General features: G+C 71.7%; 11 protein-coding genes. 4 read left to right on the forward strand and 7 right to left on the reverse strand.

Going from position 1 to position 16,018, the window contains the following annotated elements:
• Window positions 1-38: 38 nt before the first annotated feature.
• The 3 genes from M8I34_RS40220 to M8I34_RS40230 form a co-directional block, all read right to left on the reverse strand.
• Complete coding sequence (locus M8I34_RS40220) at window positions 39-3,062, reverse strand: bifunctional [glutamine synthetase] adenylyltransferase/[glutamine synthetase]-adenylyl-L-tyrosine phosphorylase (RefSeq protein WP_250058037.1); 3,024 nt, start codon at window positions 3,060-3,062, stop codon at window positions 39-41.
• Between the two features lie 28 nt (window positions 3,063-3,090).
• The gene (glnA, locus tag M8I34_RS40225; protein ID WP_018090204.1) at window positions 3,091-4,452 is read right to left on the reverse strand and encodes a type I glutamate--ammonia ligase; all 1,362 of its coding nucleotides are present in this window, start codon (window positions 4,450-4,452) and stop codon (window positions 3,091-3,093) included.
• A gap of 290 nt (window positions 4,453-4,742) precedes the next feature.
• Window positions 4,743-5,651 (reverse strand): alpha/beta fold hydrolase, encoded by a 909-nt coding sequence (locus M8I34_RS40230; RefSeq protein WP_250058038.1) that lies wholly within the window; start codon window positions 5,649-5,651, stop codon window positions 4,743-4,745.
• A 327-nt stretch (window positions 5,652-5,978) separates the two neighbouring features.
• On the opposite strand from M8I34_RS40230, the gene M8I34_RS40235 reads away from it, so the two are divergent.
• From M8I34_RS40235 to M8I34_RS40245, 3 genes are all read left to right on the forward strand, one after another.
• A complete protein-coding gene (locus M8I34_RS40235) occupies window positions 5,979-6,203 on the forward strand; it encodes a hypothetical protein (RefSeq protein WP_250058039.1) in 225 nt (74 codons plus the stop codon).
• Between the two features lie 124 nt (window positions 6,204-6,327).
• A complete protein-coding gene (locus M8I34_RS40240) occupies window positions 6,328-7,989 on the forward strand; it encodes a multicopper oxidase family protein (RefSeq protein WP_250058040.1) in 1,662 nt (553 codons plus the stop codon).
• 121 nt (window positions 7,990-8,110) lie between these two features.
• The gene (locus M8I34_RS40245) at window positions 8,111-9,865 is read left to right on the forward strand and encodes an NAD+ synthase (protein ID WP_250058041.1); all 1,755 of its coding nucleotides are present in this window, start codon (window positions 8,111-8,113) and stop codon (window positions 9,863-9,865) included.
• 12 nt (window positions 9,866-9,877) lie between these two features.
• Here M8I34_RS40245 and M8I34_RS40250 read toward each other — a convergent pair whose 3' ends face one another.
• The 4 genes from M8I34_RS40250 to M8I34_RS40265 all read right to left on the reverse strand — a co-directional run bounded on the left by M8I34_RS40250 (window position 9,878) and on the right by M8I34_RS40265 (window position 14,837).
• Entirely contained in the window at window positions 9,878-11,113 is a 1,236-nt protein-coding gene (locus M8I34_RS40250; protein WP_250058042.1) for an MFS transporter, read from the reverse strand.
• Window positions 11,114-11,301: 188 nt separating this feature from the next.
• Window positions 11,302-12,306, reverse strand: a complete 1,005-nt coding sequence (locus M8I34_RS40255) for an endonuclease/exonuclease/phosphatase family protein (protein ID WP_374211057.1) — start codon at window positions 12,304-12,306, stop codon at window positions 11,302-11,304.
• A gap of 255 nt (window positions 12,307-12,561) precedes the next feature.
• Window positions 12,562-13,221 carry a TetR/AcrR family transcriptional regulator gene (locus M8I34_RS40260; protein WP_250058044.1) on the reverse strand — a complete coding sequence of 220 codons (660 nt, stop codon included), beginning with the start codon at window positions 13,219-13,221 and terminating at the stop codon, window positions 12,562-12,564.
• Entirely contained in the window at window positions 13,218-14,837 is a 1,620-nt protein-coding gene (locus M8I34_RS40265) for an MFS transporter (RefSeq protein WP_250058045.1), read from the reverse strand. Before M8I34_RS40265 ends, M8I34_RS40260 begins: the two co-directional genes overlap by 4 nt.
• A 192-nt stretch (window positions 14,838-15,029) precedes the next feature.
• Between M8I34_RS40265 and panB the strand changes: the two genes are divergently transcribed.
• The gene (panB, locus tag M8I34_RS40270) at window positions 15,030-15,890 is read left to right on the forward strand and encodes a 3-methyl-2-oxobutanoate hydroxymethyltransferase (protein WP_250058046.1); all 861 of its coding nucleotides are present in this window, start codon (window positions 15,030-15,032) and stop codon (window positions 15,888-15,890) included.
• Window positions 15,891-16,018: the final 128 nt, after the last annotated feature.

The following is a 16,018-nucleotide window of genomic DNA, read 5'->3' on the forward strand; positions in this document are numbered from 1 at the left end:
ACAACCCCCACGGCGGGAAAGCCAAAAACGTACGGGGACTACGCCCCGTAAAACAGCTCCTCGACCACGCCGCGTGCCCGCCTCGTGATGCGGCGGTAGTCGTCGATCATCTCGCCGATGTGGCCTTCCTCGTAGCCGAGGTAGCGGCCCACCGCGGCAACTTCCCGGCCGTCGACGGGGAAGGTGTCGCCGGGGCGGCCGCGGACCACCATCACGGCGTTGCGCACCCGGGCCGCCAGTACCCATGCCTCGTCCAGGGTCTGGGCGTCCTCGGTGCCGATCAGCTCGGCGGCGTGTGCGGCGGCCAGCGCCTCGCGGGTGCGGGTGGTGCGCAGGCCGGGGACCTCCCAGCCGTGCTGCATCTGGAGCAGCTGCACCGTCCACTCGACGTCGCTCAGGCCGCCGCGCCCCAGCTTGGCGTGCGTGGTCGGGTCCGCGCCGCGGGGCAGCCGTTCGGCCTCCATCCGGGCCTTGAGCTTGCGGATCTCGCGGACCGCGTCCTCCCCCAGGCCCTCGGCCGGATAGCGCAGCGGGTCGATCAGCTCGATGAACCGCTGCCCCAGCTCCATGTCGCCGGCGACCGGTTCGGCGCGCAGCAGGGCCTGCGACTCCCACACGAGCGACCAGCGCCGGTAGTAGGCCGCGTACGAGGCGAGCGTCCGCACCAGCGACCCCGACCTGCCCTCCGGGCGCAGATCCGCGTCGATGAGCAACGGCGGGTCGGAGGAGGGGAGTTCGAGCAGCCGGCGCATCTCGTTGGCGACGGCCTGAGCGGCCTTGGCGGCCTCCTGCTCGTCGGCGCCCTCGCGCGGCTCGTGGACGAACAGGACATCGGCGTCCGAGCCGTAGTTGAGCTCATGGCCGCCGAAGCGGCCCATGCCGATCACCGCGAAGCGGGTGGGCAGGGTGTCTCCCCAGTGCTCGCGGACCGCGGCGCGCAGTGCGCCGGCGAGGGTGGCGGCGTTGAGGTCGGAGACCGCGGAGCCGACGGCGTCGACGGAGTGGCCGTGATCGTTGCCGGCCGGGCTGAACTCCGTGCCGTACGCGCCGATCACATCCGCCGCGGCGGTACGGAACAGCTCTCTGCGGCGCACCCCGCGGGCCGCCGCGACCGCCGCCTCGGCGCCGTCCGCGCGGCCGACCGCGGCCAGCACCTCCTGCTCCAGCGCGGCCCGGCCGCGCGGTTGCAGCCCGTCGGGGGCACCGAGCAGGGCGACCGCCTCGGGGGCGCGCAGCAGCAGATCGGGGGCCAGCCGGCCGGCGGACAGCACCCGGGCGAGGTTCTCGGCGGCCGCGCCCTCGTCGCGCAGCAGCCGCAGGTACCAGGGTGTCTTGCCGAGGGCGTCGGACACCTTGCGGAAGTTGAGCAGTCCGGCGTCCGGGTCGGCGGAGTCCGCGAACCAGGCCAGCAGCACCGGCAGCAGCGTCCGCTGGATGGCGGCCTTGCGGGTCACGCCGGACGCCAGCGCCTCCAGATGCCGCAGCGCGGCCACCGGGTCGGCGTAGCCGAGCGCTTCGAGGCGGTGGCCGGCGGCGCGGGCGGACAGCCGGGTCTCGCCGGGCTCCAGGGTGGCGACGGCGTCGAGCAGGGGACGGTAGAAGAGCTTCTCGTGCAGCCGGCGCACTTCCCTGGCGTGCCACTTCCACTCCTTGCGGAGCGTGTCGACGGGCTCGGTGCGCAGGCCCAACGAGCGTGCCAGGCGCCGCTGTTCGCCCTCGCTCTCCGGCATCAGATGGGTACGGCGCATCCGGAAGAGCTGGATACGGTGCTCCAGCGTGCGCAGGAAGCGGTAGGCGGCGTCCAGGGCCGCGGCGTCCTGGCGTCCGACGTAGCCGCCGGCCGCCAGTGCCGCGAGGGCGTCGAGGGTGGTGGCGCTGCGCAGCGTGGCATCGCTGCGGCCGTGCACCAGTTGCAGCAGCTGGACGGCGAATTCGACGTCGCGCAGGCCGCCGGGGCCGAGCTTGAGTTCCCGCTCGACCTGGGACGCGGGGATGTTCTCGACGACCCGGCGGCGCATCTGGCGCACATCGGCGACGAAGTTCTCCCGCTCGGCGACCTCCCACACCATCGGCGCCAGCGCATCCACGTACTCCTGCCCCAGCTGGAGGTCACCGGCCATCGGGCGGGCCTTGAGCAGCGCCTGGAACTCCCAGGTCTTGGCCCAGCGCTGGTAGTAGGCGAGGTGGCTGGAGAGGGTGCGCACCAGCGGGCCGTTGCGGCCCTCGGGGCGCAGATTGGCGTCCACCGGCCAGATCGTGCCCTCGCTGGTGTTGTCCGAGCACAGGCGCATCATGCGGGCGGCGAGCCGGGTCGCGGCCTGGAGCGCCTTGGCCTCGTCCACGCCCTCCTTGGCCTCGGCCACGAAGATGACGTCGACGTCCGAGACGTAGTTCAGCTCGCGGCCACCGCATTTGCCCATGCCGATGACGGCCAGCCGGCACACCGCGGCGTCCCCGGGCGCCTCTTCGTACGAGATCTCCAGGGCGGCCCGGACCGTGGCGGTGGCCAGGTCCGCCAGCTCGGCCGCGGCTTCGGCGACATCGGTCGTGCCGCACACATCGCGGGCGGCGATGCCCAGCAGGGAGCGGCGGTAGGCGGTGCGCAGCGCGTCCGCGCGCGGCCGTTCGGCGTTCTGGCCGCCCCAGATCCCCTCGGCGAGCGCCAGCTCGAACTCGGGGGTGGTGGGGTGCAGATCGACCGACTCGTAGGTGACCAGCGACTGCCAGTCGTACGGGTGCCGGACGAGGTGGTCGGCGAGCGCCTCGGAGGCGCCCAGCACTCCCAGCAGCCGGTCGCGCAGCGGTTTCGCCGCGACGATGGTGCTCAGCAGCGCCTGCTGCTCGTCCGGTTCCTGCGCCTCCACCAGCCGGACCAGGCTGTGCAGCGCAAGGTCCGGGTCCGCGGTGGCGCCCAGCGCTTCGAGCAGCACCGAGTCATCGCGTACGGAGGCGAGTTCGGGGGCTTCGAGCAGCTCCCCGGCCGCTGAGGGGTCGGTGAAACCGTGTCTCAGCAGCCGGGCGAAGGTGCTGCTCCGCCGTCCCTGCGGAGCGGGTAGTGCCATGGGTGCAGCCTCTCGGTGGCGCGGTGGCTCAGAGCACGGGCAGCATCTTGCGCAGCTCGAAGGCGGTGACCTCGGAGCGGTACTCCTCCCACTCCTGCTTCTTGTTGCGCAGGAAGAAGTCGAAGACGTGCTCGCCGAGGGTCTCGGCGACCAGTTCGCTGCGCTCCATCAGTTCGATGGCCTCGCCGAGGTTCTGCGGCAGCGGCTCGATGCCCATCGCCCGGCGCTCGGAGTCGGACAGCGCCCAGACGTCGTCATCGGCGCCGGCCGGCAGCTCGTAGCCCTCTTCGATGCCCTTGAGGCCGGCCGCGAGCAGCACCGCGTACGTCAGGTACGGGTTGGCGCCGGAGTCGATCGAGCGGACCTCGACCCGGGTCGAGCCCATCTTGCCGGGCTTGTACATCGGGACGCGGATCAGCGCGGAGCGGTTGTTGTGGCCCCAGCAGATGTAGGAGGGGGCCTCGCCGCCGGCGCCGGCGGTGCGGTTGGCGCCGCCCCAGATGCGCTTGTAGGAGTTGACCCACTGGTTGGTGACGGCGGAGATCTCGCCCGCGTGCCGCAGCAGACCGGCGATGAACGAGCGGCCGACCTTGGAGAGTTGGTACTCCGAGCCGGACTCGTGGAAGGCGTTGCGGTCGCCCTCGAAGAGGGAGAGGTGGGTGTGCATGCCCGAGCCGGGGTACTCGGAGAACGGCTTGGGCATGAACGTCGCCTGGACGCCCTGCTCCAGCGCCACCTGCTTCATGACCAGCCGGAACGTCATGATGTTGTCGGCGGTCGACAGGGCGTCGGCGTAGCGCAGGTCGATCTCCTGCTGGCCGGGGGCGCCCTCGTGGTGGCTGAACTCCACCGAGATGCCCATCGACTCCAGCATCGTGATCGCCTGCCGGCGGAAGTCCATGCCGACGTTCTGCGGGGTGTGGTCGAAGTAGCCGGAGGAGTCGCCGGGGGTCGGCCGCTGGCCGTCCACGGGCTTGTCCTTGAGCAGGAAGAACTCGATCTCCGGGTGGGTGTAGAAGGTGAACCCGAGGTCGGAGGTCTTGGCCAGGATGCGCTTGAGGACATAGCGCGGGTCGGCGTAGGAGGGGGAACCGTCCGGCATCAGGATGTCGCAGAACATCCGGGCGGTACCGGGGGCCTCGGCGCGCCAGGGCAGGATCTGGAAGGTGCCGGGATCCGGCTTGGCGATCATGTCGGATTCGTACACCCGGGCGAACCCTTCGATGGCCGAGCCGTCGAAGCCGATGCCCTCGTCGAAGGCCTGCTCCAGCTCCGCGGGGGCCACCGCCACGGACTTGAGGAACCCGAGCACGTCGGTGAACCACAGCCGTACGAAGCGGATGTCGCGCTCCTCGAGCGTGCGGAGCACAAACTCCTGCTGCTTGTCCATGGGTCACCAATCCTTGCAGGTCAATCGGCCTGTCCACACGCGCCGGATCACGCGACGTGGCACACCAGTATCACGTGAGGGGGTTACCGTCACATTACGCACCCTTGGCCTGAATCAGAACCGCCGTCCCGTAACCCTCACCTGGCATCCTTCCCGCGGCGAGCGGGCTCAGCGCAGCGGAAAGAGGCAATCGGGGGGCTTGGCCCAGTCTTGAAGCGCACCTGAGCGGCCATTGACCCGGCGTGGAAGGGCCCGTTCCACCACACGACAGGCCCTCGGGCGGACACCCTCTAGACGGGCGGCACCGCCACGCCCCGCTCCGCCGTCCCCGTCAGGTCCAGCACCGCCCCCGCCACCGACTCCGGCACATCGGCCATCACCAGATGCCCGGCCGGGGCGGCCACCACGAACCGGCCGCCCAGCTCCGCGGCGAGCCCCCGCTGCCGCTCCAGCGCGCGCAGCTGCCGCGCCGACTCGCTGCCGTCGTACGCCGCGAGGACGGCCACCGGCACCCCGGGCAGCGGGTGGTCCCGGCGCAGCGCGGCGAGCTCCGCGGCCTGGTAGGAGTAGCTCGCGTTCTCCAGGGCACAGGCCCGCAGCACCCGGCTGGTGCGGTAGCCGGCCTGTTCCCAGGGGTGCGGCGGGTGGCTGCCGACGGTCGAGGCGTGGCCGATCAGCCGGCGGGTGGCGGGGCCCAGGGCGCGCGGCAGCCCGGCGGCGCACGCGAGCCGGGCCACCGTGCCCGCCCATGCGGTGCGCACCGCGCGCGGCAGCCGGGGCCGCGGGTCGTCCTCGATGCTGCTGTCCGCCAGCACGATCCCGGCGCAGCGGTCCGGGTGCAGCCGGGCGAACGCCTCGGCGTGGAATCCGGCGAGCGAGTGGCCGACGACGGTGGCCGGGCCGGTGTGGCCGAGCGCCTCCAGGACGCGGGCGATCCGGCCGGCCTCGGCGGCGAGGGTGGGCGGCCCGGGCGCCGGGGCGCTCAGCCCGAGACCGGGGCGGTCGAAGCGCACGACGGTGCGGTACGGGGCGAGCAGTACGGCGACCGCGTCCCAGTCGAACCACGCCATGCCGAGACCGCCGCTGAGGACACAGACCGGTCCGCGGCCCTCGGCCAGGACGTGCAGCGGCACCCCGTCGATGCGCAGGAACCGGCCGGGGGCGGGGAGGCGGCGGGGGACGCGGAGGAAGCGGCTCATCGGTCTCCTTCTCCTTCCCCGGCGCCGTTTCCCGGTCCGGGGCGCCGGCTCCTCGCGCCGGGAGCCGGGACGGCGGCGGGGCGGTACCCCGGGCACGCGGGTGGCGTGGAGTGTCAAGCGTAGGCGGGTGGTGGAACGTTAAGCGGTGATACCGGCGCACAGCGCCGCAAGCGGCCGGTCCGGGAGTCCCCCGGTCCGGCGGCGAACGGTGCGACGGCACTCCGCCCGGCGGGCCACCGCTGGACCCATACCCCTAGGGGGTAGGGTGCGTTTCGGGCGGACCTCCCCGCGCGTCCGCCGGTTCGCCGTTCCGTCGAGAGGTCCGCGATGCACGAACAGGGCAAGGCCGCCATGTGGTGCGGCCTGCTGCTGTTCACCGCACCGGCCGCCGGCGCCGCCACCCCGCAGACGTCCGGGCCCCCGACGGCCGGACACGGCCGGTACGACGCCCGCTCCGCGACGGCCCGTCCCGCGGCAGCGCCGAGGGCGGTGGCGGCCCCCTCGACGGCGGCACGCGGCCCGTGGCCGATATCCGCGCCGCCGCGTCACTAACTCCTCGCCCGACTGTCGGTGCTGCGCGTCCAGGAGCGCACCCCCCGCCGCCGACGCCCACCGGAGTCCGCGGCAGTGCCCTCACCCCCGCCCCAGATCACCACCGACACGAGGTGTTTCCCCCATGCGTACGCACTCCCGCCGCGCCCTGTTCGGTGCGGGCATCGCCGTCGCCGGCAGCGGCCTGCTGTCCGGCTGCGCCACCGGTACCACCGGCTCCGGCCCGCACTCCGGTATGGACGGCATGAACGGCATGAATGCCATGAAGGGCATGAACGGCACAGCCCCCTCCCCCGACACCGGCGGCCACACCCCGTCCGGCTATGTGTCCCCCGACGGTCCGGAGGTCGCCGAGGCCGAGCGCAGGCGTGGCGCGGGTCCCGTACGCCGCTTCTCGCTGAAGGCCACCGAGTGCCGGCTCGACCTGGGCGGCCGTACGGTCCATACCTGGACGTTCGGCGATGAGCTGCCCGGCAAGCAGATGCGCGTCACCGCGGGCGAGCGGATCGCACTGACCCTCCACAACCGCCTTCCGCAGCCCACGACGCTGCACTGGCACGGACTGACGGTGCGCAACGACATGGACGGCGTACCCGGCGTGACCCAGCGGTCCATCCGGCCCGGCGCCTCGTTCGACTACCTGTTCGCGGTCACCACCCCCGGCACGCACTGGGTGCATCCGCACTCCGGTCTGCAACTGGACCGCGGGCTGTACGCGCCGCTGATCGTCGACGACCCCAGGGAGCCGCTCTCCTACGACGACGAGTGGATCGTCCTGCTGGACGACTGGGTCGACGGGGTGGACGGCAGCACTCCCGAATCGGTGCTCAAGGAGCTCCACGGGGGCGTGGACCGCGGGCCCATGGCCCATGGCTCGACCGAGATGGCCCACGACGACGCAAAGGGCGGCGGGGGCTCGCACCCCAGGCACGGCGGATCCCGTCCCGCCGACGGCCCGTCGCGGATCCTCAAGGGCGCCCGGAGCAGGCTGCTCGGCCACGACGCGGGGGACGTGGACCACCCGTACCACCTCGTCAACGGCCGCACCTCCCGGGACCCGCGGACCTTCCGCGCCAAGCCCGGCGACCGCATCCGGATCCGCTTCATCAACGCGGGCAGCGAGACCGCCTACCGCGTCGCGCTCGGCGACCACCGGATGACCGTGACGCACACCGACGGCTTCCCCGTCGAGCACGCCGAGACCGATGCGCTGCTCATCGGGATGGCCGAGCGCTACGACGTCATCGTCACGGCCGGGGACGGCGTCTTCCCGCTCACCGTGCTCGCCGAGGGCAAGGGGCGCTCCGCGCTGGGCCTGCTGCGCACCGGGAGCGGTGAGGCGCCCGGCCCGTCCGCCCGGCCCAGGAACCTGTACGGCAGGATCCTGACCGCGGACCGGTTCCGCGCCGCCGAGTCCGTACGGTCCGTGTCACGCCGTCCCGACCGCACCCTCGAAATGACCCTCACCGGCACCATGGAGAAGTACGACTGGGCGATCAACGGGAGCCCGTACACGCCCGACCAGCGGTACCCCGTCGAGGCCGGTGAGCGGGTCCGGATCATCTTCCGCAACCACACCAGGATGTGGCACCCGATGCATCTGCACGGCCACACCTTCGAGCTGTCGAACGGCGGCGCCCGCAAGGACACCACGATCCTGCTGCCCGGCCGCAGGGTCGAGGTCGATTTCCACGCCGACAACCCCGGCCTGTGGATGGTCCACTGCCACAACATCTACCACTCGGAGTCGGGGATGATGACGATCATCGGCTACCGCAAGAAGTAGGCGCGCGAGGACGTGCGGCGGGCGGCCCCGGGAGCTCTCCCGGTCCGTCCGTCACCCGCCCGAAGCACCGCCGACACGCCTCCGACCCCCATTGCGTCAGAAAGACGATTACACTGGCGGAGTGCCTCAACTTCGTCTCGCCCTCAACCAGATCGATTCCTGTGTCGGCGATCTCGCCCGGAACGCCGAGACGATCCTGCGCTGGACCCGGCGCGCCGCCGACCAGGGCGCACACCTCGTCGCGTTCCCCGAGATGGCACTGACCGGATACCCGGTCGAGGACCTCGCGCTGCGCCCCTCGTTCGTCGAGGCGAGCCGTGACGCGCTGCGGACCCTGGCCGGCCGGCTGGCCGATCAGGGCCTGGGCGGCCTCCCGGTGATCGTCGGCTATCTCGACCGCGGCGCGCAGGCCACACCGCGCTACGGCCGCCCCGCGGGCGCCCCGCAGAACGCCGCCGCCGTGCTGTACGGGGGCGAGGTCGCGCTGAGCTTCGCCAAGCACCACCTTCCCAACTACGGGGTCTTCGACGAGTTCCGCTACTTCGTCCCCGGCGACACCCTGCCCGTCGTACGGGTGCACGGGGTGGATGTCGCGCTCGCCATCTGCGAGGACCTGTGGCAGGACGGCGGCCGGGTGCCGGCGACGCGCAGTGCGGGTGCCGGGCTGCTGGTCTCGGTCAACGCCTCGCCGTACGAGCGGGACAAGGACGACACCCGGCTGGAGCTGGTCCGCAAGCGGGCCCAGGAGGCCGGCTGCACCACCGCCTATCTGGCGATGATCGGCGGGCAGGACGAGCTGGTCTTCGACGGCGACTCGATCGTCGTCGGCAAGGACGGCAGCGTGATCGCGCGGGCACCGCAGTTCGCGGAGGGCTGTGTGCTGGTCGACCTGGACCTGCCGGCCGCGGCGCCGGTGCCTCCCTCCGGCGTCCTGGACGACGGGCTGCGCGTCGACCACCTCACCCTCACCCCCGACCCGCTGCCGCCCTACCCGCCCGAGCCCCTCGGCGGTGTGGCCGAACGCCTCACGGACCTGGAGGAGATCTACACCGCGCTGGTCGTGGGCCTGCGCGCCTATGTCGCCAAGAACGGCTTCCGCAGCGTGGTGCTCGGCCTCTCCGGCGGGATCGACTCCGCGCTGGTCGCCTCGCTCGCCTGCGATGCGCTGGGGGCGGAGCACGTCCATGCCGTGGCGATGCCCTCCCGCTATTCGTCGGAGCACTCGCTCACCGACGCCGCCGAACTCGCGCGCCGTACGGGCCTGTCCTTCCGTACGGTGCCGATCGGCCCGATGTTCGACGCCTACATGGCGGCGCTGCCGCTGACCGGGCTGGCCGAGGAGAATCTCCAGTCGCGGCTGCGGGGCACCACCTTGATGGCCATTTCCAACCAGGAGGGCCATCTGGTCCTCGCCCCCGGCAACAAGTCCGAGCTGGCCTGCGGCTATTCGACCCTCTACGGCGATTCGGTGGGCGGCTACGGACCGATCAAGGACGTGTACAAGTCGGTCGTCTACCGGCTGGCCCGCTGGCGCAACCAGGCCGCCGCCGACCGCGGCGAGACCCCGCCGATCCCGGAGAACACCCTCACCAAGCCCCCGAGCGCCGAACTCCGCCCCGGCCAGGTCGACACCGACTCGCTGCCCGACTACGACATCCTGGACCGCATCCTGGAGCTCTATGTCGACCAGGACCGCGGCTGGGGGGACATCACCGCCCAGGGCTTCGACGAGGCACTGGTGACGCGCGTCCTGCGCATGGTCGACCACGCCGAATACAAGCGCCGCCAGTACCCGCCCGGCCCCAAGATCTCCGCGAAGGGCTTCGGCAAGGACCGCCGGCTGCCGATCACCAACCACTGGCGGGAGGGGGCCTGACGGTCCGCCAGGTCAGCCCGTGCGGTCCCCGGCCGGTACCGCCGGGCCGGTGGCGGACTCCGCGTCCGCCCCGCCGCTGCGGGCCACGATCCGCGAGGCGTCGTGGGCGCTGCGGTCCAGCAGCCCGGCCGTGACGGCGACGGCCAGACCGAGGGCGGCCAGGACCGCGCCGGCCAGGGTCGGGGACGTCCAGCCCCAGCCGGCCGCCAGCACCAGGCCGCCGATCCAGGCGCCGCCGGCGTTGGCGAGGTTGAAGGCGGACTGGTTGGAGGCGGCGGCCAGGGTCGGGGCCTGCTGGGCCTTGTTCATGACCAGCATCTGGAGGGGCGTGGTGGTCAGGAAGCCGACGGCGCCGATGAGGACGACCGTCACCAGCGCCGCCCATTTCACCTGGGCGGTGAAGTGGAAGGCGGCCAGCACGAGGGCCAGGGCGGCCAGCGAGCCGTACAGGGTCGGGCGCAGGGCCCGGTCGGTGAGCGGGCCCGCGGCGAGTGCGCCGAGGGTCATCCCGATGCCGAAGAGGGCCAGGACCAGCGGGACCGAGCCCGCCGCGAAGCCGGTGACCTCGGTCATCATCGACGCGAGATAGCTGTAGACGGCGAAGATCCCGGCGAAGCCGAAGACGGTGGTGAGCAGGCCGAGCAGCACCTGCCGGTTGCCCAGCGCCCGCAGCTCCCGGCCCAGACCGGTGCGCTCCTCGGCCGGCAGCGGGGGGATCAGCCGGGCCAGGGAGGCCATCGCGACCAGGCCGATGGCGGCCACGATCAGGAAGGTGGCGCGCCAGCCGAGCTGCTGGCCCAGGAGCGTCGCGGCGGGGACGCCGATGATGTTGGCGATGGTCAGGCCGAGGAACATCGTGGCGACCGCGCGGGCCTGGCGGCCCTCGCGCACCAGCCGGGCGGCGACCACCGCGCCCACGCCGAAGAACGCACCGTGCGGGAGCCCGGCGAGCAGCCGGCCCGCGACCAGCAGGCCGAACGTGGGGGCGAGGGCGGACGCGAGGTTGCCGACCGTGAAGACCGCCATCAGGCAGACCAGCATCCGCTTGCGCGGCATCCGGGAGCCGAGGGCGGTCAGGAGCGGGGCGCCGATGACGACGCCGAGGGCATAGGCGGAGACGAGGTAGCCGGCGGTGGGCACGGAGGTGCCCAGATCGTCCGCGACGTTGGGCAGCAGGCCCATCATCACGAACTCCGTGGTGCCGATACCGAAGGCCGAGATCGCGAGAGCGAGCAGAGCCAAGGGCATGAAAGACCTTTCCAGGGTGTTGCGTGCGGATGTGCACGCAGCGCGCGGACCGTAAGTTCTTTAAGTTCTCTTACGGAACAAAGTCTCTCAGGCTCAGTATTCCGGCGTGGGAACGGGGCGTTACCGGCCCGCGTCAGATCACCGTCGGCAGTTCGTCAACGCTGGTCGGACCAGTTCGTCAACGCGGGTCAGATCTTCACCGACGCCGCGACCGGAAGGTGGTCGCTGCCGGTCGCGGGCATCACCCAGGCCTTGACCGGGGCCATCCCCTTCATCATGATCTGGTCGATCCGGGCCATCGGGAACGCCGCCGGCCAGCTGAAGCCGAAGCCGTCACCCGCGGCGCCCTGGGCGGAGCGCATCTGGGAGGTGAGCGGCGCCAGCGAGCGGTCGTTCATGGTGCCGTTGAGATCGCCGAGCAGCACGACCTTCTTCACCGGGTCGGCGGCGATCGCCTCGCCCAGTGCCTTGGCGCTGCCGTCACGCGGGTTGGCGGTGAAGCCCGCCTTGACGTTGACCCGTACCGACGGCAGATGCGCGACATAGACGGCGACCTTCTGGCCGTCGGCGGCGGTGACGGTGGCCCGCAGCGCGCGGGTCCAGCCGATCTTGATGTCCACCGGCTTCGTGTCGGACAGCGGGCGCTTGCTCCACAGCCCGACGGTGCCCTCGACCGTGTGGTACGGATACGCCTTGGCCAGTCCCTGCCGATAGGCGGGCAGGGCGTCGCCGGCCAGCTCCTCCAGTGCCACCACATCGGCGTCGGAGGCCACGATGTCCCTGGCGGTGGCCGCCGGGTCGGGGTTGTCGGCGTTGACGTTGTGGGTGGCGACCGTGAGATTGCCGCCGCTGCCGGCCTTGTCGGTGATCTGTCCGCCGAAGAGGCTGACCCAGGCGAAGACGGGCAGTACCAGCGCGACGAGCGCGGTCGCCGAGCGGCGCAGCACCGCGACGACGAGCAGCACCGGGATGCCCAGCCCCAGCCACGGCAGGAAGGTCTCCAGCAGACTGCCCAAGTTCCCCACCGCGTTGGGGATCTGGGCGTGCAGCATCATCACCAGGCCCAGCAGGACGGCGAGCACCGCGAGCACGAGGCCGCGCCGCCACATGCCCTCGGGACGCCACCAGTTCCGCAGGCGTTCGGCCCGGGAACCAGCCTGCCCGGGGTTCTGCCCCTGTCCCGGCTCCGTCATGTATGCCTGCGCCATTTAGCTGTCCTCACTACCTTGCGTCGCTGCGCCTCGCCTGTGGTCACCGACCCTAGGCGATGGCCCGTAATGCGCTTTCTTAGAAGTGAGGACGGCGCGGTGACGGGTCGGGGTTCCGGTCACGGGATTCATGACAGCGGCTGTGACAGAACGGGCATGATCCGGTCATACGGTGGCGCCGTCGCGCGCCGTCCCGCAGGGAGTCCCACCGCGCCCAACGCCGCCCGGGAGAAGCGGAGTTCAGCCCGCCGCGGCGTCCACCCCGGGCCGTACGCCCTCCAGGACCATGTCGACGATGTCCGCCGAGAGGCTCTCGGGCAGTTCCTTCCACTCGTGGAGGATGGCGCGGGCCAGCATCGGGCCGACGAAGAGGTCGGCGATGGTCTCCAGGTCGTGGTCGGTGCGGATCTCACCGTTCGCCACACCGCGCCTCAGCACCCCGAGCAGCGCCTCGTGGCGGGCCCGTACGACCGTCTCGTGGTACTCCGCCCAGAGTTCGGGCTGCGCCTGGACATGGCTGACGACGGTGCGCAGCAGTGCGGAGCTGCGCTTGGCGAGTCCGCGGCGGCGCAGGAACTCCAGCAGGGCGACCAGGTCGTCGCGTACCGAGGTGCCGTCCAGCGGCGGGCTCGGGACGTCCAGGGACCGCATCACGTCGAGCATCAGGGCGCTCTTGCCGGACCAGCGGCGGTAGACCGTGGCCTTGCCGACGCCTGCCTCGCGGGCGATGCGTTCCATGGACAGCTCGCCTATGGAGACACCGTCCTCGATCAGGCGCAGCACGGCCTCGATGATGGCGGAGTCGGCCGCGGCGCTGCGCGGCCGGCCACGGCGCTCGGGGGCCGCCGGACCCGGCCGCTCCCCGGCCGCCACCTCGGAGTCCGCCGCCGCCCGGCTCATCGTTCCACGCCCGCCTTCCGCTCTTCCTGCGGCTCCGCGGCCTGCGGCGCCGCTGCCATTTTGCCTGGCAGGAAGGCCACGGCCACCACGGCCCCGATCAGTGCGACGACGACCGAGCCGAGCGCGGTGATGTGCATGGCGTGGATGAAGGCGTCGTCGGCGGCGGCGGTCAGCGACCGGCCGGCCGGTCCCATCGTGTCCGCGAGGCCGTGGGTCGCCTCGATGGATTCACCGGCCGCGTGCCGGGCGGCGGCCGGTACGCCCGGCAGCGCGTCGAGCTTGTCCTGCATGCCGTCGCGGTAGCTCGTCGACAGCAGCGAGCCGAGGACGGCGACGCCGAGGGTGCCGCCGACCTGCCGGAAGACGTTGTTGAGCGCCGATCCGGAACCGGCCTTCTCCCGCGGCAGCGACTGCATGATCGCGACGGTGGCCGGCGGCATGATGTGCGCCATGCCGGCGCCCTGGAGGAAGAAGAGCGCCTCCATGACCCAGATCGGGGTGTCCGTGTCCAGCAGCAGGATGCCCAGCATGGTGACGGCCACCACCAGCATGTTGAACGTGCACGTCGCGCGGGCCCCGTAGCGGTCCACGGCGAGCCGGGCCCGGGGCGCGAAGATCATCTGGGCGGCGGCCAGCGGCAGGAACAGCAGCCCGGCCTGGAGCGGGGTGTAGCCGCGCACGCTCTGGATGTAGAAGACGGTGAAGAACGAGACGCCCATCAGCGCGAAGAAGACCAGCGCGATCGCGGCGATGGCCGCCGAGAAGGCGGGCTTGCGGAAGTAGCTGATGTCGATCGACGGATGGTCGCTGTGCTTCTGGTGCACCACGAAGACGATCAGCACCGCCAGGCCGCCGACGATCGTGCCGACCACCTGCGGGCCGGTGAAGTCGGCGAGCTGACCGCCCCTGATGATGCCGTAGACCAGCAGCACCAGCCCGACGACGGACAGCAGCACCCCGAACGGGTCCAGCCGGCCGGGGCTCGGGTCCTTGGAATCCGGCACCAGGATCAGCATCGCGGCCAGCGCGACCAGCACGATCGGCGCGTTGATCATGAAGACCGAGCCCCACCAGAAGTGGTCGAGCAGCAGACCGCCGGCGATCGGCCCGACCGCGATGGCGATACCCACCCCGCCGGCCCAGATGCCGATCGCCCTGGGCTGCTCCTCGCGCTCGAAGACGTTCATCAGGATGGCGAGGGTGGCCGGCATGACCAGGGCGCCGCCCAGCCCCATGACGGCACGGAAGACGATCAGCTCCGTGGGCGACTGGGAGATACCGGCGAACACCGACCCCGCACCGAACACGGCCAGGCCGAGGAGCAGCACCTTCTTGCGGCCGAGGCGGTCGCCGAGCAGGCCCGCGGTGAACAGCAGACCGGCGAAGACCAGCGTGTAGGAGTTGATCGCCCACTCCAGCTCGCTCTGGGTGGCACCGAGGCCGGTGGGAGCCGGGGTCGCGATCGTCTTCATGGCGACGTTGAGGATCGAGTTGTCCAGCACCACGATCAGCAGGCTGAGCATGAGGGTGGACAGGATCGCCCAGCGGCGGCGGTGGATGCGTTCCGGGATCTGTCGGGCCGGCGCTGCGCCCGGGGTGCTGGATGAGGTGGCCATGCCGACACCATACGCTTATTTCGATACGGGTCCGTTCCGTATCGAAAAGTAGCACGCACGGGTCGTGTCCGCGCGGGCGGAAGGACCGGCCGCTCCCGCTCCCTTTTCCTTTGTGCGGGGGCCGTGCCAGCATGGAGGGGAGTCCGGGGACACCGTCAGGGTGCCTCGAGATGACGAACAGGAGCCGTCACCATGACGCAGCTTTCGCCTGCCCAGAAGCCGGTCGACAAGTCGCTGTACGGAGGCACGAGCTCGCGGCGGATCACCGTCCGCGACATCGCCGCCGCCAAGGAGCGCGCCGAGAAGTGGCCGATGCTCACCGCGTACGACGCCATGACCGCCTCCGTCTTCGACGAGGCCGGAATCCCCGTTCTGCTCGTCGGTGACTCGATGGGCAACTGTCACCTCGGTTACGAATCCACCGTGCCGGTCACCATGGACGAGATCACCTTGCTGTCCGCGGCGGTCGTCCGGGGCACCCGGCGCGCGCTCGTGGTCGGCGATCTGCCGTTCGGCTCGTACCAGGAAGGCCCGGTGCAGGCGCTGCGCAACGCCACCCGGCTGGTCAAGGAAGCGGGCGTGGGCGCGGTCAAGCTGGAGGGCGGTGAGCGCTCCGCCGACCAGGTGGAGCTGCTGGTCTCGTCCGGCATCCCGGTGATGGCACATGTCGGGCTGACCCCGCAGTCGGTCAACGCGTACGGCGGCTACCCCGTACAGGGCCGCGGCGAGGAGGCGGCCCAGCAGCTGCTGCGGGACGCCAAGGCGGTACAGGACGCCGGTGCCTTCGCGGTCGTCCTGGAGGCCGTGCCTGCCGAGCTGGCCGCCGAGGTCACCCGTTCGCTGCACATCCCGACCGTCGGCATCGGCGCCGGGCTGGACTGCGACGCGCAGGTCCTGGTTTGGACCGACATGGCCGGCATGACCGCCGGCCGAGTACCGAAGTTCGTCAAGAAGTACCTCGAACTGCGCGAGCTGCTCGGCGGAGCGGCCAAGGCGTTCGCCGAGGACGTCGTCGGCGGCGCGTTTCCTGCCGCGTCTCACACGTTTCACTAACCGCCCACGTTTTTGGCTTTCCCGCCGCGGTGGTTGTTCGCCGTTGCCCGTCCGCTGCGCTTCGCTTGCGCCCCACGTTTTTGGCTTTCCCGCCGTGGTGGTGTCTCGCCGTTGCGCCTGCGGCGGGC

Origin of the sequence: Streptomyces sp. MCA2, assembly GCF_023544705.1 — a bacterium.
GTDB classification, from domain to species: domain Bacteria; phylum Actinomycetota; class Actinomycetes; order Streptomycetales; family Streptomycetaceae; genus Streptomyces; species Streptomyces decoyicus.

Bases quoted from the DNA above. Each gene is read 5' to 3' on its own strand.
- M8I34_RS40220 (WP_250058037.1), bottom strand. From the start codon at position 3,062: ATGGCACTACCCGCTCCGCAGGGACGGCGGAGCAGCACCTTCGCCCGG.
- glnA (WP_018090204.1), bottom strand. From the start codon at position 4,452: ATGGACAAGCAGCAGGAGTTTGTGCTCCGCACGCTCGAGGAGCGCGAC.
- M8I34_RS40230 (WP_250058038.1), bottom strand. From the start codon at position 5,651: ATGAGCCGCTTCCTCCGCGTCCCCCGCCGCCTCCCCGCCCCCGGCCGG.
- M8I34_RS40235 (WP_250058039.1), top strand. From the start codon at position 5,979: ATGCACGAACAGGGCAAGGCCGCCATGTGGTGCGGCCTGCTGCTGTTC.
- M8I34_RS40240 (WP_250058040.1), top strand. From the start codon at position 6,328: ATGCGTACGCACTCCCGCCGCGCCCTGTTCGGTGCGGGCATCGCCGTC.
- M8I34_RS40250 (WP_250058042.1), bottom strand. From the start codon at position 11,113: ATGCCCTTGGCTCTGCTCGCTCTCGCGATCTCGGCCTTCGGTATCGGC.
- M8I34_RS40255 (WP_374211057.1), bottom strand. From the start codon at position 12,306: ATGACGGAGCCGGGACAGGGGCAGAACCCCGGGCAGGCTGGTTCCCGG.
- M8I34_RS40260 (WP_250058044.1), bottom strand. From the start codon at position 13,221: ATGAGCCGGGCGGCGGCGGACTCCGAGGTGGCGGCCGGGGAGCGGCCG.
- M8I34_RS40265 (WP_250058045.1), bottom strand. From the start codon at position 14,837: ATGGCCACCTCATCCAGCACCCCGGGCGCAGCGCCGGCCCGACAGATC.
- panB (WP_250058046.1), top strand. From the start codon at position 15,030: ATGACGCAGCTTTCGCCTGCCCAGAAGCCGGTCGACAAGTCGCTGTAC.